Source organism: Frankia torreyi, from assembly GCF_000948395.1.
GTDB lineage: Bacteria > Actinomycetota > Actinomycetes > Frankiales > Frankiaceae > Frankia > Frankia torreyi.
This window is the reverse complement of the sequence record NZ_JYFN01000040.1, coordinates 49,602-67,298: the sequence shown is the minus strand read 5'-3', so window position 1 is coordinate 67,298 and position 17,697 is coordinate 49,602. Positions and strand designations below refer to the sequence as shown.

Annotated in this window: 12 protein-coding genes and 1 pseudogene; 7 read left to right on the top strand and 6 right to left on the bottom strand. The window is 70.5% G+C overall.

Annotated features, from left to right (window positions below; translation table 11 throughout):
• Positions 1–220 (bottom strand): transposase (locus FF36_RS21610; protein WP_199865322.1); only part of this gene is annotated, 220 nt, incomplete at its 3' end.
• A 195-nt stretch (positions 221–415) separates the two neighbouring features.
• Here FF36_RS21610 and FF36_RS21605 point away from each other — a divergent pair.
• Positions 416–640: pseudogene (locus FF36_RS21605) on the top strand (IS256 family transposase); the annotation flags it as partial.
• Positions 641–1,007: 367 nt separating this feature from the next.
• Here FF36_RS21605 and FF36_RS21600 read toward each other — a convergent pair.
• Positions 1,008–1,604: an alpha/beta hydrolase gene (locus FF36_RS21600; protein WP_044886957.1), complete on the bottom strand. Its 597-nt coding sequence runs from the start codon at positions 1,602–1,604 to the stop codon at positions 1,008–1,010.
• Positions 1,605–2,047: 443 nt separating this feature from the next.
• On the opposite strand from FF36_RS21600, the gene FF36_RS31665 reads away from it, so the two are divergent.
• Positions 2,048–2,584 carry an Rv1733c family protein gene (locus FF36_RS31665; protein ID WP_052681288.1) on the top strand — a complete coding sequence of 179 codons (537 nt, stop codon included), beginning with the start codon at positions 2,048–2,050 and terminating at the stop codon, positions 2,582–2,584.
• Positions 2,585–2,630: 46 nt separating this feature from the next.
• On the opposite strand, the gene FF36_RS21590 is transcribed toward FF36_RS31665, so the two are convergent.
• Entirely contained in the window at positions 2,631–4,169 is a 1,539-nt protein-coding gene (locus FF36_RS21590) for a hypothetical protein (protein WP_052681287.1), read from the bottom strand.
• Between the two features lie 425 nt (positions 4,170–4,594).
• Positions 4,595–4,789, bottom strand: coding sequence for a hypothetical protein (locus FF36_RS35020; RefSeq protein ID WP_128423353.1), 195 nt, complete (start codon positions 4,787–4,789; stop codon positions 4,595–4,597).
• A 107-nt stretch (positions 4,790–4,896) separates the two neighbouring features.
• On the opposite strand from FF36_RS35020, the gene FF36_RS41525 reads away from it, so the two are divergent.
• Positions 4,897–6,249 (top strand): helix-turn-helix transcriptional regulator, encoded by a 1,353-nt coding sequence (locus tag FF36_RS41525; protein ID WP_044886956.1) that lies wholly within the window; start codon positions 4,897–4,899, stop codon positions 6,247–6,249.
• A complete protein-coding gene (locus tag FF36_RS21580; protein WP_052681285.1) occupies positions 6,246–9,554 on the top strand; it encodes a type I polyketide synthase in 3,309 nt (1,102 codons plus the stop codon). Before FF36_RS41525 ends, FF36_RS21580 begins: the two co-directional genes overlap by 4 nt.
• A 20-nt stretch (positions 9,555–9,574) precedes the next feature.
• Here FF36_RS21580 and FF36_RS38655 read toward each other — a convergent pair whose 3' ends face one another.
• A complete protein-coding gene (locus tag FF36_RS38655; protein ID WP_052681284.1) occupies positions 9,575–13,795 on the bottom strand; it encodes a type I polyketide synthase in 4,221 nt (1,406 codons plus the stop codon).
• A 145-nt stretch (positions 13,796–13,940) separates the two neighbouring features.
• Here FF36_RS38655 and FF36_RS21570 point away from each other — a divergent pair, with 145 nt between their 5' ends.
• Entirely contained in the window at positions 13,941–14,843 is a 903-nt protein-coding gene (locus FF36_RS21570) for a proline iminopeptidase-family hydrolase (RefSeq protein ID WP_044886963.1), read from the top strand.
• A 7-nt stretch (positions 14,844–14,850) separates the two neighbouring features.
• Positions 14,851–15,816: an ACP S-malonyltransferase gene (locus tag FF36_RS21565; protein ID WP_044886955.1), complete on the top strand. Its 966-nt coding sequence runs from the start codon at positions 14,851–14,853 to the stop codon at positions 15,814–15,816.
• Here the strand turns inward: FF36_RS21565 and FF36_RS21560 are convergent.
• Positions 15,802–16,050: an acyl carrier protein gene (locus FF36_RS21560; RefSeq protein WP_044886954.1), complete on the bottom strand. Its 249-nt coding sequence runs from the start codon at positions 16,048–16,050 to the stop codon at positions 15,802–15,804. The genes FF36_RS21565 and FF36_RS21560 overlap by 15 nt on opposite strands.
• A 118-nt stretch (positions 16,051–16,168) precedes the next feature.
• Here FF36_RS21560 and FF36_RS21555 point away from each other — a divergent pair, with 118 nt between their 5' ends.
• Positions 16,169–17,683 (top strand): AMP-binding protein, encoded by a 1,515-nt coding sequence (locus FF36_RS21555; RefSeq protein WP_044886953.1) that lies wholly within the window; start codon positions 16,169–16,171, stop codon positions 17,681–17,683.
• Positions 17,684–17,697: the final 14 nt, after the last annotated feature.

Sequence of the window (17,697 nt, the reverse complement as noted above, 5' to 3'; positions counted from 1 at the left end):
GGTCCCCGGCGGTCGTCGACACGGTCCGTTCCCGGGAGCCGTTGCGCTGCGTGGTCCGGGCTGCCGACCGTTCGTAACGGGCCGCGCCGACGTGCGCGTCGGCTTCCGCGTCCACGAGCGCCTGCAGACCGAACCGCAGCAGCTCCCGCATCACCTGACCAGCATCGGTATGCCGCAGCAGCTCCAGCAGACCGGATAGGGCAGAATCATCCAAGGCCATCGCGTGTGTCCTCTCCGTGGAACTTTGGTCGGTTCACACAGAGCTACACGCGGTGGCCGTCTTTGTCCCGGAGCGACACACCCCACCCCGGACGATCAACCAGCCGATCCCGATCTACACCACGCGGTGGGACTCACCCCGTTCTACGACTACCCCGCTGAACACTGGGTGCATCTACGGACCACGAACCCGATNGAGTCGACGTTCGCGACCGTCCGTCACCGCACCCGGGTCACCAAAGGCCCCGGTTCCCGCGCTGCGGGGTTGGCCATGGCGTTCACGCTCATCGAGGCCGCCCAGGCCCGCTGGCGGGCGGTCAACGCACCCCACCTCGTCGCCCTCGTCCGTGCCGGCGCCACCTTCGAAGCCGGCCAGCTCGTCGAACGACCCACCACCACACCCGTCACTCAAGCCGCCTAACGATCACCACCCAAAAGTCTTGACTATTTCTCCCCAAGGCCAGCGGAGCGGGCGTCGGCGAGACCCGAGACGGGTGCGCCAGCCGGTGGTCCGTCAGCGGTCAGCCCTGCGATCACCCTGTTCCTGGCGGTCGCGTGCTGAAGAAGTCGAGTGTGGCGTGGGTCTTGGTCTGTTGCGGACCGGTGATGTCAATGCCGTACGCGCGCAGGGCCGCCGCGGTCCGCGCCGCGACGCCAGAACTCCTGACTGGCGGCGAGGCTCGGGTCCGTCCGTCGGGACGCCGCAGTGCGGGTCCCACGAGGTCGCCGGGACTCCAACCCGCGCGTGGCTCCATCGTCGTATCGGCAGCGTCGCACAGATCCTCCGGTCAGCGGTCAAGTAGGCCTTCGAGGAACAGCAGCACCTGGGCCGCCACAGCGCGCCGTCCCGGCCCGCCCAGGACCGCGTGCCCGCCTGGGACCACGGCCAGTTCTGTCTGGTTCACCGTCCGGGTGCTCATCCGCACCAGCGACAGCGGGCTGATCTGGTCGTCACGACCGTGGATGAGCAGGATGGGCAGATCCGGCAGCACCCGCGGCGGATCGGCCATGGGTACGCCCGCGACCGGCACGTGCAGCAACGGCAGGCCGAGCAGGACGAGCCCGTCCGGACGTAGGGCGGGCGAGCGTGCCATCGACAGCATCGACAACGCACCGGAGTCGGAACCCAGCAGGACGAACGACAGGCGGGGCTGGCGGACCTCGGCGACCGCCTGTGCGACGTTCCCGCATTCCGGGACCACAGTGGCGGTGTACCCGTCCAGCGCCAGCCTCGCGGCCAGCCACTCGTAGGGCTCCCGACTCTCGCCGCGGCCCGCGAGGATCGCGACGGCGGCCCGAGCCGGCTCACGCCGGGGCGCCTCCACGGCGCCGCCGCCGGTATCGGGCTCGGCGGGGCGGGGAGTAATCGTAGTCGCAGGCGTCATGACACCCTGTCTCCTTCTCTACCGCCTCGTTGCGCGGTGACGGCCCGCCGCGGGCCCGTTTCCGGCCCGCACTTCGCGCTTGCAGACAGCCAACGTAGCCGCCCTTCCGTCTCGACAGGAAGCCGCGGTTACGCAGTTTGGACGGGCAAGCGCCAAACATCTACGCCCGTTTGACGCACGGGTCGTGTTTCCGCGACCGCCCGCACAGCCCAACGCCACGCAGAAAGAACATGATCGGGATTTGCTCCGGATTACGCTGAGCTGACACACGGCTACACTGACACCCGGCTGTAATGAGCAAAAACATGCGGAGCGATCAGCCGCGCCGCCCTGTTCCGCCAGCCGAGGGCTGTGACTAAGGCAAGCACCGGTGGTTATGACAGGATGGTCGAATGCGCGGAGCCTCGTCTGGTGGCCGGGGACCGATCTCCACAGAGAACGCGTTGGCGCGCCCGTGGAGCCGGCTGGAGCGTGCCGGCGCTGCTTTCCTCGTCCTCGTGCTCGTAGCCGGGCTGGTCGCCACCGCCATTCTCGGCACGCTCGCCTGGCAGGATGGCCGCCGCCGGGAGCGTGCGGACGCCGGCCGCGTCCGTACGCAGGTGGTCGTCCTGTCCATGGATGTGGTTGCACCGGCCGAGCGCGCGGCGACGTCGGCCGATGTACCTGCCCGGATCCGCTGGATCGACCGCGACGGTCGAACCCGCATCGCCGTTCACCGCGTGGACGGCGACCTTCGACCCGGCTCGACCCTCGCCGTCTGGACCGACGGGCAGGGTGCGATCGTCCCCGCCCCGACCACCCGCATGGCCACCGTCTCGCGGACCCTGGTCGCGGTTCTGGTCACCCTGGCCGCCACCGCGACGGTGCTGGTGGCCGGTTCGGTCCTGGTCCGACGCCTCGAGCAGCGCCGTCGCCTTGTCGCGTGGGAGCAGGAGTGGGTCCGGTTCGCCGCCGACAGGTCCGCCGGAGAAGACCGGTAGCGAGCAGTCGGTTGGGCATTGGACGCGGTCTCGGTCCCGGTCCCGGCTAGCGGCGGTACTCGGCGAGGCGTGGCCGGACGCCGAGGAGGATCAGGGCCGCGCTGCCGATGAGGACCAGCGGCGCCATCCAGTTCCAGCCGGAGAGGTCGTTGTCGCCCTTGTTCACCATTCTGGTGAACGCTTTCGTGTTGACCCCGATGAATGCCGTCAACGCCTGGTCGTAGTCGCGGAAGAGGGCATTGGAATCGCCTGGCCCGAAGCCGGTGCAGAAGCGGATTGCCTCGTCCACGGCACCGGCCGTGTTCAGGCGACGGATGGTGCGGTCGGCGAGCTGGTAGACCTGGTAACGGTCCAGGGTCAGGTCGGCGGCGGCTTTTTCTCCAGGGAAGGTGATGTTGCGCAGCGCGGTGCCGTAGTAGCCGCCGAACACGACCGTGCCATCGGCCCGGTAGACGGCCAGCCCCCGGTTCAAGGCCGCGTCATACCCGGCGACACCACTCGGGAGACCCACATCGGCAAGCCGCTGGGACCTGCCGGCGAAGGCGCTTTCATACCGACCGGCCCGGGGCGGGTCGAGCAGGTACCGGCTTTCGTCAGCGTTGGCGTCGTAACTCACCGCCCGGGCCTGTTCCAGAGCGAGGACAGAGTCGAAGGCGTCCTTCTTCACGGCCCGCAGGTTCTCCCGGCTGTGGACGAGCGTCGACACACCCGTGGTGAACAGGACGAGCGCGGCGAGCGTCGCCACCAGCACAGCGGGGTTGACCAGCCGGCGGTAATGGCGGACCAGGAAGATCTGCAGCCCGCCGAGGAGGATCAGCAGGAGTCCACCGAAGACGATCACCAGGGCGAACGAGTGGGCGAGGGCTGAGCGGGCGCCGGCGTACTCGCGTGCCACCAGCGCCGCACTGCGGGCGGTGAGCCGCTCCGTAGCAGGGAGTAACTGCTGGTGCATCACGTCGGTGGCCTGCCGGTACAGGCCCAGCGCGAGGGCGGCCGGCCGGCCGGGCGCCGGGTGCGACTGCCCTTCGACCAGGATCGCCTGCGCGGCGTAGGCCTCATACCGGCCCAGCGCGACGAGGAAGCCGCGCAGTTCGCCGCCGACAACCGGATCCTCGCCGTCGATCGCGCCGGTCCGCTGCAGGTAGTCGGCGACCTCCTGGCGGCGCTGATCATAGGTCTGCAGCGCCCTGCCTCGGCTGCTCCCCAGATCGGTGCGGTCACCGACCAGGAGCACATTGGCCACTTGGGCGTCCATATCGGCCAGGGCGAAGTACAGGTTCGAGGTGGCGACCACGGTCGGCCCATCATGGTGTCCGATGAGCGTCAGCCCGTCCCGCGCGTCTGTGACCGCGAGGGTGAAGGCGCCGAGCATGGCGAGGGCGGCGGCGACCGCCGCGCCGGCGAGGAGCCGGAGTCGGGCTGGCGTCGTGCGCCACGCGGTGAACCGCCGGTGCCCGCTCGCCGCCTTGCCCGCGGGCGGGGATGTGGGTGGGGTGGTGGAAGAGGTGGTGCCCGCCGGCGCCGGTGACGATCTGGCGGAGAACGACGCGGGGCCGACCGGCGCGGTTCCGGTTTGCAGGGCCATTCAGACCATCACCTACGCCGACTCCCGGAAGAAGGATGTAAATCGGCAGTCAAGCATCGCCCCCAGCGGCCGTCGACGTCATTAACGGAACAGTGACGGGGACGCGGCGCTTTTTTACGTGCCGCTGACGGAGCACCATCACCGCCGCTTCGCCACCCTGATAACCTGATTGCAGATCCGGCCAGCGGGAGACTCCTCCCATCTTCACCGCCGTTGGCTTCACGGAAGGACCACGCTCATGGCCAGTTGGCCGCGCCGCCGCAGTGGTCGCCCGCACCGCCACGGCATTCTGCGTGAGGCGGAGTGTCCCATCCCCGCCGCTGGCAGTGGACCGGATGCCAACCCTAAGCCGACCGTGTTCGACGTCGTCCACGACCTTGCGGAGAACGGCTGGTCGAAGGAGCGCATCGCGGAGGTCCTGAACATCACGGTGATCCGCGTCGAGGCGCTCCTCGCTGTCCGACCAGCGGGGCGAGGGTGAAGCCCTGGGCGTTGAGGGTCACGACGATGACGGTGATCGTCAACAGGAGAACGAGTTCGCGGTCCTGCAGCGGGCAGCCGGCGTGGTGAGCCAGGAGGACGGTCGCCCAGCTCCGGGTGAGTGATCTGGCGAGTGTCAAAGAGTTGTGAGCATCCGCCGGCCGGGCGTCAATGTCTCATGAAGTCCCCACCACGGCATGCACCGACGGGTAAGGATGGAGAACAGGAATAACGGAGGTGTTGGAACGTGCTGGATCAGGAACATGCGGACTGGGGCACCACCTGCACTGACAGGGTATCTTCGTGGGCGACTCTCACGGAAAGAGAGTCGGAGCTCACCCGACTGGAGTACCTGTTTTGCGGGGACGACACGCATGAGGGCAGGATCGGAATCATAGAGGGTCCCAGCGGGTCCGGAAAGTCCGAGCTGGCGGCCACGATCACCCGGCAGGCGTTCGTGCACGGGTTTCGCGTCCTCCGGGCGGCCGGGACACGCCGGGAGCGCACGTTCCCGTTCGGGATTCTCAGCCAGCTCGTGCCGGCCGACGAAGAAGCACCGTACACCCAGCTCAACGAGGCCATCAGTACTGCCGTCCTGCTCGGGATGTCCGGCGACGGAGGCGACCAGAATATTCGGTGGGATCTTCTGCACGCGTGGTGTTCGTTGATCGTCGAGTTGAGTCGGTCGACTCCGATATTCATCGTGGTCGACGACGCCCATCACGCGGACACTCACTCCCTGGCGATCCTCGTCCACCTTCTGAAAAGGTCGCGAACGACTCGGGTCTCGGTACTGCTGGCACTGACCTCCGGTGCCGTACCTGCGGACCCTCTCTCGCTGTCCGAGCTGCGTCGGCACCGTAACTGTCGAGTGATCAGGCTCGCTCTGCTCTCCGAGCCCGGTGTGGCACAGGTGCTCGCTGAGCGGCTCGATGCGCAGACCGCCACCCTGCTGGCCGCCGACTACCACGCTGCGACCGGAGGAAACCCCCTGCTGGTCAACGCCCTGATCGACGATCGGCTGACGGCAGTCCCCGACCCGAAGAGCACCCTGCGGCTCGTCATCGGCGACGCCTTCCAACACGCAGTCCTCAGCACGGTCGAGCGGATCGACGGCGTGATGCCGTCACTTGTCAAGGCTGTGGGCGTGCTCGGCGACTCCGCCACGCCACGCCTGCTGGCGGCCCTGCTGGGGCTCGACCAGGCCCATGTCACGAAGCTGATGCACATGTTGTGCGCGTCCGGGATACTGTGCGCAGAGGGAAGATTCCGGCATCCCGGTACGCGAGAAGTCGTCATCGCGAATCCCAGCCAGATCGAAAACGAGACGCTGAGTTACCGTGCAGCGCAACTGCGGTACACCGACAACGCGCCCGCCGGGATCGTCGCCCGGCATACCGAGCTGCCGTTGAGCGACGCCGAATGGAGGGTCGCAGTGCTGGCTGCGCAGGGACACACCAACCGCCAGATCAGTAGTGACCTGTTCATCACCGTGAGCACGGTCGAACAGCACCTGACGCAGATCTACCGCAAACTCCATGTCGTCGGCCGGAAGGAACTGCCGCTGGTACTCCGGTCAACAGTGGGCCAGGGCGCATGAGCCGCCGAGCCGGCACAGCCCACGGTGATGAGGAGAAGTTGCTCGGCTACCTCAAGCGGGCGACCGCCGACCTGCGCGCGGCTCGACGCGAGTTGCACGCCGTCCAGGCGCGTGCGGCAGAGCCTATCGCCATCATCGGGATGGGCTGTCGCTATCCCGGTGGCGTTGCCTGCCCGCGGGACCTGTGGCAGCTGGCGGCGGACGGTCGGGACGCCGTCTGTCCGTTCCCGGAGGATCGGGCCTGGGATCTCGTGCGGCTGTACGACCCACTCGGCACGCGGCCGGGTACCAGCTATGCCCGGCACGGTGGATTTCTTGACGGGGCCGGTGATTTCGACCCGGCGTTCTTCGGGATCCCGCCGCGCGAGGCACTGGCAATGGATCCGCAGCAGCGTTTGCTGCTCGAGACCTCGTGGGAGGCGCTCGAGGGCGCCGGAATCGTGCCCGGCGCCCTCCGCGGCAGCCGTACCGGCGTGTTCGCCGGTGTCATGCACCACGACTACCCGGGCAACAGCGGTGTCGGAAGCGTGGTGTCCGGCCGGATCGCGTACACGCTGGGTCTTGAAGGCCCTGCGGTGAGTGTCGACACGGCGTGCTCATCCTCCTTGGTGGCTTTGCACCTCGCCATGGAGTCGCTGCGCCGGGGAGAGTGCGCCCTGGCACTCGCCGGGGGCGTGACCGTGATGGCCACACCGGAGATCTTTGTCGAGTTCAGCAGGCAGCGCGGCCTCGCTCCGGACGGCCGGTGCAAGTCGTTCGCGGCCTCGGCCGACGGCACCGGATGGAGCGAAGGCGTCGGGGTGCTGCTGTTGGAGCGGCTGTCCGACGCCCGCCGCGACGGCCATGACGTGCTGGCGCTCGTCCGCGGCAGCGCCGTGAACCAGGACGGCGCAAGCAGCAGCCTGAGCGCCCCCAACGGGCCGTCACAGCAGCGGGTGATCCGCGCGGCCCTGGCTGCCGCGGGGTTGGAGCCGCGCGACGTGGACGTGGTGGAGGCGCATGGAACGGGGACGCCGCTGGGTGACCCGATCGAGGCTCAGGCGCTGCTGGCGACCTATGGCCAGGGCAGGCAGAGTCCCTTGTGGCTGGGGTCGTTGAAGTCGAACATCGGTCACACTCAGGCCGCCGCGGGTGTGGCCGGCGTGATCAAGATGGTCGAGGCGCTACGGCACGCGGTGCTGCCTCGTACGCTGCACGTTGACGGGCCGACCCCGCAGGTGGACTGGTCTGCGGGTGCCGTCCGGCTGCTGACCGAACGACGACGATGGCCGGACAGCGGCCGTCCGCGTCGCGCCGGAGTGTCCTCGTTCGGATTCAGCGGGACCAATGCCCACGTCATCCTCGAGCAGGCGCCCGACCTGGGACCGGCGCCGGGGGACAGCGGTTCCCCACTGCCGGTGGTGCCGTGGGTGGTGTCCGGCCGGACGCACGAAGCGCTGCGCGCTCAGGCGGACCAGCTGGCGTCGTACGCGGGGGAGCGCCCGGAGCTGCGCCCGGTTGACGTCGGCTTCTCGTCGGTGACCGGTCGTACGGCCTTCGAGCACCGGGCCGTGGCCCTGGGCTCGGAACGGACGCGGCTGATGACGGGGCTGCGTGAACTGGCGGCAGGGTCCGCCGGGCAGGCGGTGACCGGGATCGCGGACGTCCGGGGCAGGACGGTGCTCGTGTTCCCCGGTCAGGGCAGTCAGTGGGCGGGCATGGCGGCCGATCTGCTGGCGCAGTCCGCAGTGTTCGCGCAGCGTGTCGCGCAATGCGAGGTGGCGCTGGAGCCGTTCGTGGACTGGTCGCTTGACGCGGTGTTGCGCGGATCGCCGCAGGCGCCGTCGTTGGAGCGGGTGGATGTGGTGCAGCCGGTGTTGTGGGCGGTGATGGTGTCCCTGGCCGCCCTCTGGCGGGAACATGGGGTGTGCCCGGACGCCGTGGTCGGACACTCTCAGGGCGAGGTGGCCGCCGCCTGCGTGGCCGGGGCGCTGTCCCTGGAGGACGGGGCACGGATCGTGGCGTTGCGCAGCCGCGCGATCGGCGAGGTGCTGGGCAGCCGCGGCGGCATGCTCGCGGTCGGCCTGTCGGCCGCACAGGTGGAGCCGCGCCTGGAACGCTGGCGGGACCGGGTGTCGGTGGCCGTCGAGAACGGCGCGCGCTCGATGGTGCTCTCCGGCGACCATGATGCCCTCGACGCCCTGGGGAGCGAACTCGCTGCCGAGGACGTCCGGGTCAGGCGGGTGCCGGTCGACTATGCCTCCCACTCGCCCCAGGTGGACCTCCTGCGTGACCGGCTGCTGGCCGACCTGGCACCCGTCAGGCCGGACCGGGGGGTGGTGCCGATGCTGTCCACGGTCACCGGCACCTGGTTGCGGGGCTCCGAGCTGGACGCCGCCTACTGGTTCGAGAATCTTCGTCGGACGGTGCGGTTCGCGCCCGCGATCCGCGGCCTGGCCGACGCGGGGTACAGCGCTTTCGTCGAGGTCAGCCCGCACCCCGTGCTGGTGATGAGCGTCCAGGAGACCCTGGAGGGTACCGACCGCCCGACGGTCGTCACCGGCACACTGCGCCGGGACGACGGCGGCCTGGAACGGTTCGCCACCTCGGCGGCCGAACTGCACGTACGCGGTGTACCAGTCGACTGGGCCGCCTTCTGCCCCGGGGGCCGCCGGGTGGATCTGCCCACGTACGCCTTCCAGCACATGAGGTACTGGATCGAGGGTTCCGCCACGGCCACCATCCCTGCCGCGGTTGCCGAGCTGACGGCCGCCGAGGGTACCGCGGGCGAACTGCTCGCCGCGCGGCTGGCCGGTCTGACGGCCGCGGACCGCGGCGGTGAGCTGCTCGGGCTGGTGCGCGCGTACACCGCGGTGGTGCTCGGCCACCACGATCAGACCGACGTCGACCCGACGCGCGCCTTCACCGATCTCGGTTTCGACTCGGCCGGCGTGGTCGAACTGCGCAATCGGCTCGCGGCGGCCACCGGACTACGACTGCCGGCCACGGTCGTCTTCGACTACGCCACCCCCGAGGCGCTCGCCGAGCACCTGGCCGCCGAACTGACGAGCGGTGCGGATGGGCAGGCTGGTTCCCGCGCCGACTCGAACCCGGCGCTGGCCGCGCTCGACCGGCTGGAGGACCTGGCGGTTCGGCTGCCGCGTGCGGAGGTCGAGCGGATCCGCATCACCTCACGGCTGCGTGCCCTGCTCGGTGCGCTCGACGCGCCCCTCGCCGCACCGGGCGGGGGCGAGGCGGTCCGGCTCGACGAGGCGACGGCCGAGGACCTGTTCTCCCTCATCGACCAGGAGCTTGGGGCGAGTTGACGCTCTCGGTCAGCTCGACGTCAGCTCGGCCGGGGCGGGAAGTAGCCGGTGTCGGCGAAGAAGGCTGTGTACCGGGCGAACAGGTCGTCGTCGATGGGTGGACAGGTGATTCCCGCGTGGGCGAGCGCGCGCTCGGTGGTGTCGACGTCGATGTCCAGATAGAGGCGGGCGCCACCCGCCATGTGTGCGGCGAAGGTGTCGAGCACGGGGAACAGCGCGTTACCGCGGTCGGCGCGTACCGTCGCCGCGAACTCCTCCCATGGCGTCTCCGTCAGGGCGTACCCGGCCGCGCCAAGGCGGTCGACCATGCTCCGGAAGCTGATCGGCGCCGGGTTGTACAGGTGGAACGTCCGGCCCGCCGCCGAATCCTGCTGGGAGAGGGTCACCACGGCGGCACTGGCGTAGTCCACGGGAATCATGGGGAACAAGGTGTCGGCCTCGTCGGGCACCATGCCGGCCTGCAGGATCCCCTTGAGGCTCAGCCAGACGAAGTCACGGGTCTGACACGCGCCGTGCCGCTGGTCACCGCAGACGACGTCGGCCCGGTACACGGACACGGGCAACCCGCGCTCCCTGGCCAGCCCGATGACCCGTTCCGCCACGTACTTGCTTTGGCGGTAGCCGGTCGACAGGTCCTCCGGCGGGCCCGTCGGGTCGTCCGGCGCCATGGGCTGGCCGTGCGTCGCAGGCGTGAAGACGCCCGTGGTCGAGATGTGGTGCACCGGCACGGTGCGGTGCCGGGCGGCGAGGCGCAGCACCTCCTGCGTGCCCGTGACGTTGGCCGCCTTCAACGACGCGTACGGCAGTAGCCAGTTCACGCTCGCCCCCGCGTGGTAAACCACGTCGGCGGTCCGGGCGAGCCTGTTGAAGTCCTCCTCGGACAGGCCGAGACGCGGCGCGGCGAGGTCGCCCACGACGACCGAGAGCCGGTCGGGGACGATCTCGTCCCAGAGCCGGTACCACGTCAGGTTGGCCCGCAGCCGCTCCCGGGCGCTCGCCGCGTCGGCGCCCCGCACCAGGCAGTGCACCGTCGCCCGGGTCGACCGCATGAGGTCGCGCAGCAGGAAGGCACCGACGAACCCGGTCACGCCGGTGAGAAGGACGTGTCCCGGATCGGCGGCCACCCGCAGGACCTCCTGCGCCGGGACGATGTCCTCGGCGAGCCGGATCTCCGCCGTGAAGTCGACGCCGGGCGCCGGGTGATCCGGACCGTCGAGCATCCCGAGGCGCAGCCGGGCGACCAGCGCGGTCACGGTGCCGCAGTCGAACACCACCGTCGCGGGCAGGGACAGGCCCGTCGCCGACGTCAGCCGGTTGCGCAGCTCGACGGCGGTCAGCGAGTCCAGGCCGAAGGCGGTGAGCGGGGTATTGGGGTCCAGGCCGCCGGTGCCCCCGCGACGCAGTACCGCCGCCGCTTCGGTCGTCACCAGATCGAGCAGCAGATTCTCCTGCTCGTCGGCATCCAGCGTGGACAGCCGCCCGGCCGTCAGGTCGGTGCGCCGCGCCCACGCACTGACCTTGCGCCGGACGATCGGCCTGGGGCGCGGGGCGCCGGCCAGCGGCTCCTCGGTCTGCCTGATCTCCCCGGTCTCCTCGGCCTCCTCGGGGGCGAGGCGCAGCACCACCGACCTGGCCTCGGCCACAGGTTGCCCGTACTCGTCGGCCGCCCGCAGACGACAGGCGTCCGGACCGTCGGGCGTGAGCCACACACGCAGCGCTGTCGCACCCGTGGCGAGCAGGCCGAACCCGCGCCAGGACAGCGCCAGCCGACCACCCCGTCCCGCGCCCGTCAGCAGCGGGCGGACGGCCGCATCCAGCAGCGTGGGATGCAGGCCGTACCGCGCCACGTCGTCCGCCGCTGGATCGTCCGCCGGCAGGCGGACGTCGGTGAACAACTCGCCGCCGCGCCGCCACACCGGACCGCGACCAGCGACGTCCACTGGCTCGGCGCCGTCAGGCGGCCATGCCTCCAGGATGAAATCCGCGGCCGGGACCCGGTCGGTGACAGTTCCGGTGGCGTGGCACCGCCACGGCCCCGTCCTGCCGTCCTGATGTGCGCGGGCGTGGATGGTGACCGGACGCGCTGAACCATCGTCGAACGGGGCGCCGACGGCTACCTGGAGCTGGACACGGCCATGCGCCGGTACCCGCACGAGCGCGTGGACGTCGAGGGACTCGACGGTGGAGCAGCCGGTCTCGTCGCCCGCGCGTATGGCCATCTCGACGAGGGCTGCGGTACCCAGGTGACCGGGGTCCGACGACCAGCCGGTGAGGACGACACCCTGGGCACCGGGGAGTTCGAGCGCGGCGGTCAGCAGGGGGTGCCCCGTCGACAGCAGGCCGAACGCGCCGGGTTCGGCGGGGGCGGACGTCGCCGGGGCGATCCAGTACCGTTCCCGCTGGAAGGCGTACGTGGGCAGCTCGACCCTGCGGGCACCGGAGCCCGCGAAGACGGCATGCCAGTTTACCCGTGCGCCGTCGACGTGCAGCCTGGCCGCGGCCTGCACGGACATCCCGGCCTCGGGCCGGTCACGGTGGTCCGGGCCCTGCCGGTTGGGGGCGAATCCCCGCCGTACGTCCGGGACGGGGACTGCCTCGGCGATCGCCCGCACTCCGGCCAGCAGGGCGGGTCTGCCGTCGGCCACCACCACGGCTCGGTGCTCGAACGCCGACCGGGCCGTCGCCAGCGAAAACCCGACGTCGACGACCCGCAGGTCCGGACGGCCCGCCAGATGGGACAGCAGGCGCCGGGCCTGGCCCCGCAGCGCCTCGGGCGTCCTGCCCGACAGCACCCACGGCACCACCGGCATCGGGGAGCCGCTGTCCTGCGGTGCCGGTTCCGGGTCGGGTGCCGGTTCCGGGTCGGGAGCCTGCTCCAGGATCAGGTGGGCGTTGGTGCCGCTGACCCCGAACGAGGACACTCCGGCGCGGCGCGGACGGCCGCTGTCCGGCCAGGGGCGTTCCTCGGTGAGGAGCCGGACGGTGCCCGCCGACCAGTCCACCTGCGGGGTCGGCTCGTCGATGTGCAGCGTACGGGGCAGCACCGCGTGCCGTAGCGCCTCGACCATCTTGATCACGCCGACCACGCCCGCGGCGGCCTGGGCGTGGCCGATGTTCGACTTCAACGACCCCAGCCACAGCGGCTGCCGCGGGTCGCGTGCTTGGCCGTACGTCTCCAGCAGCGCCTGGGCCTCGATCGGATCACCCAGCCGGGTGCCCGTGCCGTGCGCCTCCACCGCGTCCACCTCGGCGGCGGACAGCCCCGCGTCGGCCAGCGCGGCGCGGATGACCCGCTGCTGCGCCAGGCCGTTCGGCGCGGTCAGCCCGTTCGAGGCGCCGTCCTGGCCGAGCGCCGAGCCGCGGATCACCGCCAACACGTCATGGCCCAGGCGTCGCGCGTCGGTCAGCCGCTCCAGCAGGAGCATGCCCACGGCCTCGGCCCAGCCCGTACCGTCGGCGGCGGCGGCGAACGCCCGGCACCGCCCGTCCGGCGACAGTCCTCGCTGCCGGGAGAACTCCACGAAGCCGTCGAGACACGGCAGTACGGCCGCACCACCGGCCAGCGCCAGGGTGCACTCGTTGTTCCGCAGAGCCGCAACGGCCAGATGCGTGGCCACCAGGGAGGACGAGCAGGCCGTGTCGACGCTGATGGCCGGCCCCTCCAGGCCCAGCGCGTACGAGATGCGGCCCGAGGCCACGCTGGTCTGCTGTCCCGTCATGACGTATCCGTCTGTTCCGGCCACCGGCGTCGACGAGCCGTAACCGTCGAACGCCACGCCCGCGAAGACACCGGTCCTGCTGCCCCGCAGCGTGTGGGCATCGATGCCGGCGTGTTCCAGCGCCTCCCAGGAGGTTTCCAGCAGCAACCGCTGCTGCGGATCCATCGCCAGCGTCTCCCGTGGCGAGATCCCGAAGAACGCCGGGTCGAAACCCTGCACGTCGTCGAGGAAGCCGCCACCGAGGGCGTAGAACGTCCCCGGCACGTCGGGGTCGGGGTTGTACCCGCCCTCGAGGTCCCACCCGCGGTCGGTGGGGAACCCGCCGATCGCGTCGACCCCGTCGGCGACCAGGCGCCACAGCTCCTCGGGCGACGACACGCCGCCCGGCAGCCGACAGGCCATGCCGACGATCGCGATGGGCTCGTGCCGGGCCGCCTCCAGCTCGGTGACGCGGGCACGGGTCTTCTGTAACTCGGCGGTGACCCGTCGGAGGTAGTCGAGCAGCTTCTCCTGGCTCTCCATAGTGAGCCCCACCGTGGAGGCGGGCGAGGGCGCCCGCAACCCCTGCGCAACCCCTGCGCTTTAGGGGCTGCTCCGCCGCGCGGCCGGCCGCAGCATGGGCATGGTGCTCGTGTCGCGGGCACATGGCTCGGGTGAGGTGACCAGGATGGCGGCGGCTGGGAACGCCAAGGGCTGGGTGCGCTTTGGGGATTACCGGACGTGGTACCGGGTCACCGGAACCACAGACGAGGCACGGTCGGCGCTGGTGGTCGTGCACGGCGGTCCGGGCAGCACTCACGACTACCTTCTCAGCCTGTGCTGCCTGGCCGAGGACGGCCGGGCGGTCGTGCACTACGACCAGCTCGGCAACGGCGGGTCCACCCGACTGCCCGACGCAGGCCCCGAGTTCTGGACCCCGCAGCTGTTCCTCGACGAGCTCGCCAACCTCGTGCGGGAGCTCGGCGTCGCGAACGACTACGTGGTGTTCGGGCAGTCATGGGGCGGCATGCTGGCCGCCCGGCACGCCGCGGACCGGCCGGCCGGACTGCGTGGACTGATCATCGCCAACGCTCCCGCCTCGTATCCGCTGTGGCGTCAGGAGATGGAGGTGCTGCGCGCCGCGCTCCCACCCGGCGTGGACGCGGTGCTGCGCCGGCACGAGGCGGCGGGCACCACCGACACCCGCGAGTACTTCGAGGCGATGCGCGTCTTCTACGACCGCCACGTGTGCCGGATCGACCCGTGGCCGCGTGACTACCTCGCCTCGTTCATGGAGACCGCCGACAACCCGACGGTGTACGCGGCCATGAACGGCCCGAGCGAGTTCCATGTCACCGGCAGGTTACGGGACTGGTCGGTCGAAGACTGCCTGCCCGACATCGCCGTACCCACCCTGATCCTCTCGGGTCGGTACGACGAGGCGACGCCCGCGACCGTGCGGCCGTTCCACGACCTCGTCCCCGACGTGCGCTGGGAGATCTTCGAGGATTCCAGCCACGTGCCCCACCTCGAGGAGCCCGAACTCTTCCGCACGGTCGTGGCGGACTTCCTCACCAGCCTGGAGACATGACGACGCCATGGACGACCTCGACCGTACCGGCACCGCGATGGTGTTCCCGGGCATGAGCCCGTCCCGTTTCGCGGATGTCGCCCGGTTCATGCTGCTCAACCCCTACGCCAGACGGCTCGTCGCGGCCGCCGACGAACGCCTCGGGTACTCGCTGGTGGACCGCTTCGAGGAGACCGACGGCGACTACTCCGAGTATGCGCAGGTCGCGTTCTTTGTGAACTGCCTGGCGCTGGCCCAGTGGGCGGAGGCCGAGCTCGGCGTCGTGCCGGACGTGTGTACCGGGCCGAGCTTCGGAGAGAAGCCCGCGACCGTCCGCGTCGGCTCCCTGTCGTTCGACGACGGGGTTTCGATGACGGCACGGCTGGCCCGCTGCCTTCAGGAGTACTTCGCGGTCGAACACCGGGACGTGGTGACGCAGTCGTTCGTCCGCGTCCCGGAGGAACGGGTGCGCGAGATGCTGGACGACCTCACCACGCGCGGTGGGTGGAACGACATCTCCTGCCACATCGACCATGACTTCTTCATGGTGTCGCTGCGGGAGCGCGATCTGGAGTGGCTGCAACGAGCGGTGCGGGCACTCGGCGGCCTGCCCCTGTACACCATGCGCCCGCCGATGCACTCGGCCGCGTTCGGCGGACTGCGGCGCAAGGCCGGTGCGGAGATCCTGGCCGACGTGGACTTCGCCGACCCGACGCTGCCGCTCGTGGCGGATCAGGACGGCTCGGTGGTGGGCGACGCCGAAGGCGTCCGCACCATGCTGTTGGACAGCTTCGTGCGGCCGCTGCGCTGGCCGGATGTCGTGGCCGGCCTGCGGCGGTTGGGGGTGGGGACCGTCTGCGTCGCCGGGCCCGACAGCCTGTTCGGCCGGGTGGGCTGCACGACGAGCAACTTCGAGGTGATCGCCGTCAACCCGATGCTCGCCCTGCAGCCCCGGCGAGGAGCCGACCCGCCGGCAGCGTCAACCGGTCGGTGAGCGCATCGTCGACAGTGCCCTCCACAGCAACGCCGGCGTCGCGAACGTCTCCAGCGTCAACGCCTCCTCGGAGAACCGGATCCGATATTCGGCCTCAAGTGTGGAGAGCAGTTCGACCGTGCCCAGTGAATCAAGACCGTATTCGCGTAGCGAGGTGTTGTCATGAAGGGTCTCGTCGGCGGGGAGGAACGGCAGGTGCTGGCGCAGAAGTTCTTCGAAATGGATGTCCAACATGGTGTGCTCCAGGATTGATCGAAACTCGCGTTGACCTGGTGGTGACGCCTGATCCGGAGTATGCCAGTCCGCGTTGGGTTACTCAAGAGAAACGCTCGTTTCCGGACGCAGGAGAACGATGGACGGAATAACCGGGAAGGCGCTGTACTCGCGATTTCTGCGCGGGCTCGCGCTGGCTCCGCACGGCGTGGCGGTCCGGGCCGGGACCGAGTCCGTCACCTACGAGGAGGCGCACGAGCGGGCCCTGCGGTGGGCCGGAGCCCTGGGCCCGGCGCGGCCGCAGGCGGTGGGCGTTCTCGCGGGAAAGACCGTCACCGCGTACGTCGGCATCCTCGCCGCGCTCTACGCGGGCGCCGCCGTCGTGCCCCTGCGGCCGGACTTTCCCGTGACCCGCACCCGGCAGATGCTGGACGCCGTGGGCGCCACCGCGGTCCTGGTCGACGACCGCGGAGCGGCCATGCTGTCGCGGCTGCTGACGGACCGTCGGGATATCGCGGTGCTCGCACCCGACAGCACGTCGTCCACCGGGCTGGACCGGCCCCGGGCCGTCGAGCCGCACGATCCCGCGTACGTGCTGTTCACCTCGGGATCCACCGGGCGCCCCAAGGGCGTGGTCATCACCCACGGTGCCACCGACCACTACTTCGGGCTCCTGGACGCCCGCTACGACTTCGGTCCCGACGACGTCTTCTCGCAGACCTTCGACCTCAACTTCGACTGCGCCCTGTTCGACGTCTTCAACGCCTGGGGCGCCGGCGCGTCGCTGCTGGCCGTGCCGCCGCACGCCTACCGCGAGTTGCCTGCCTTCGTGCGGGAGCACCGGGTCACGGTGTGGTTCTCCACCCCCAGCGCGATCGGTCTGGTGCGCCGGATGGGCGGCCTCGGCCCGGGCACGATGCCGGGCCTGCGCTGGAGCCTGTTCGCCGGGGAGGCCCTGCAGTGCCGCGACGCCGCCGACTGGCAGCAAGCCGCGCCCGGCTCGGCGCTGGAGAACCTGTACGGCCCGACGGAGCTGACCATCACGATCGCCGCCCACCGCTGGTCCGCCCAGCGGTCGCCGCGGCTGGCCGTCAACGGCGTCGTCCCCATCGGCACCCTGCACGCCGGGCACGAGCACCTGCTGCTCGACAGCGACGGCGGACCCGCCTGGCACGAGGGCGAGCTGTGCGTCACCGGCCCGCAGATGAGCCCCGGGTACCTCGACCCCGGCGACGACCACGGCCGATTCGTGGCACGTGGCGGCCGCCGCTGGTACCGCACTGGTGACCGGGTCCGGCGGGTCGGCGGCGGCGAGCTGGCCTATCTGGGGAGGTCGGACTCCCAGGTCCAGGTGCAGGGCTGGCGGATCGAACTGGCCGAGGTGGAACATGCCCTGCGGACGTACGCGCCGGTGCGCGACGCAGTCGCGGTGGGCCTGCCGAGGGGCGGCAGAACGGAACTCGTCGTTTTCTACACCGGCCCGCCCGTGCCGCCCGTGGAATTCGCCAGAAGCCTACGCGAGGTGCTACCCGACGGCGTCATCCCACGCCATTACCACCGGGTGGAGGAGTTTCCCCTGAACGCCAACCGGAAAGTCGACCGTGCCAGGCTCGCGGCGCACGCGCACGACCTGCTCGCGCAGTCCCGGAACTAGCCAGAGAAAGTGGA